At 45.3% G+C, this 1984-nt stretch carries 3 protein-coding genes; all 3 read left to right on the top strand.

Translation table 11 applies throughout. The features are described 5' to 3' along the window. Positions 1-131: 131 nt before the first annotated feature. The gene (locus WQ57_RS22295) at positions 132-1073 is read left to right on the top strand and encodes a DMT family transporter (protein WP_156183175.1); all 942 of its coding nucleotides are present in this window, start codon (positions 132-134) and stop codon (positions 1071-1073) included. A gap of 192 nt (positions 1074-1265) precedes the next feature. Continuing rightward, positions 1266-1433 (top strand): hypothetical protein, encoded by a 168-nt coding sequence (locus WQ57_RS26805; protein ID WP_241481569.1) that lies wholly within the window; start codon positions 1266-1268, stop codon positions 1431-1433. Between the two features lie 156 nt (positions 1434-1589). After that, on the top strand, positions 1590-1984 hold a 395-nt coding region (locus WQ57_RS22285; RefSeq protein WP_046525894.1), incomplete at its 3' end, for an acyl-CoA thioesterase.

Here is a 1984-nt window from a genome sequence, read left to right as displayed (position 1 = left end):
TGTTGCAGGCTTGGAGGTTTAAGTGCAGGAAAACTAACAGGACAGGAAGAAGCATCTCGCCGTTGGACAACTACATAAAGACTTGCAGCTTGTTTAACTGGTACTGTCTATACGGAAAGAAGTGAACCAGGTTGAAAACGATTGAAAAGAATTCCTCTGCCTATCTTCTGCTTGTTCTTGCCAATGCCATTTGGGGCGGGAATTTCGTCATTGGCCGGTTGGGGGCAGAGTATTTTCCGCCCATCACCTTTTCGCTACTAAGGTGGGGAGTGGCATTTTTATTGCTGACGCCGTTTCTGGCGAAGCCATTGCTCAGGGACTTTAAGGTTTTATGGAAACATCGATATATTCTCCTTCTGTTAAGCGTGACAGGAGTGGCTGGATATAACACGATCATTTACTTTTCACTGCATTTCACCACTTCCATCAACGCGTCGCTGGTCAATTCGGTGACTCCATTGTTCATCGGTGTCTTTTCGTTTTTCATGCTAAAAGAAAGGCTCTCGGGATGGCAGGCAGCAGGCATGATTTTATCGGTCATTGGAATTGTCTTTATTCTTTCGAAAGGATCATGGGAAGCCTTGCTGGCATTCAGGTTCAACCCGGGAGATTTGTTTGTTTTGGTGGCTGTAGTCGCCTGGAGCATTTATTCAATTGTGATTAAGAAGTACGCTAAGGTTTTGCCCGCTTTTACCACCTTGTATGTGACATCCTTTGTTGGAATCCTAATCCTGATGCCATTAAGCTTTCTCGAATTAAGTCTGGGAGAGGCTGAGGTTATTTTTAACAGAGAAAGCCTTCTCATCTTGAGTTATGTCGGCTGCTTTGCTTCCATTGTGGCATTCCTTTCCTGGAATACAGGCGTCGCAAAAACAGGGGCTGCCAAGTCGGGCATCTTTATTAATCTGCTGCCGGTGTTTGCCGCGCTGTTTGCTACGCTTTTTGCAGGGGAAGAATTTTTATGGTACCAAATGGTCGGGGGAGTCATTGTTCTCATTGGAGTTGTTTTGTCTTCACACAAAAAGGAGACAACTGAAAAGAACGGAAGAATCCCGCTTTCTGTTGCGAAGTAGGATACGGTGCGTACAGAAGTTTTTTTCCATTTTTAGTTAATAATGACCCTGAACCCTCCCTAAATGATTTAGAATGAAATAGAACATGAGAACCGTCCCCTTGCATCAAATGGGAAACATTGCTACCATACTTTCCTGCAGGTTGCTTATGCTAATAAGGCTTTAAAAAGTCTGTAAAGGATGGTGTTCAGTTTGCGTGGACAGCGTATGTGGCTTCCGATATTGGCATCAGCAGGAATAGGTGCAGCTGCTTATTACAGCATGACTCGTGGGAAAAACGTAGGACAGGCCATGCAGGCCGTTTTGCCGATTGTCTCTAACCTAACTGGCAAAGGATCCAGGGGCCAGCAGTATTCCTGACCAAAACTTTTTAAGGCAATGGGGGGTAAGCTTCATTCATGAAGCTTATCCCTTTGTTATTTTATCTGCACCTCTTTTAATGTTATTATAAAAAATGTGGTGTATTTTTCACCGAACTGCCCACAGCTTTGATTCAACCAAAGGAGCCAATACATAATGAAGAAAAAACCGTGCAGTGCATCAAGAACGATTCAGACTGACCTGGTTTTGCCGAACGATACTAACGGACATAACACCCTATTTGGGGGAGCTCTTATGAGCAGGATTGACCGGGTTGCCGGTATTGCCGCCATGAAGCATTGCCGAATGGCGACGGTAACCGCCAGCATGGACTCAGTCGATTTCTTGCATCCCATTACCTTGAGGGATGCGGTAACACTTGAAGCTTTCGTTACATGGACAGGAAAAAGCTCCATGGAAGTATTCGTCAGCGTGACCGCCGAGAACACTTTTACCGGGGAAAAAAGGGCCGCGGCTACCTCCTTTTTAACCTTTGTCGCTTTGGATGAAAAAGGAAACCCAACCGCTGTTCCTTCCGTTTACCCGGAAAC

The sequence above is a fragment of the Mesobacillus campisalis genome (assembly GCF_000986785.1).
In the GTDB taxonomy this organism is placed as follows: Bacteria; Bacillota; Bacilli; order Bacillales; family Cytobacillaceae; genus Mesobacillus_B; species Mesobacillus_B campisalis.
This window is presented reverse-complemented; position numbering and strand designations above follow the sequence as displayed.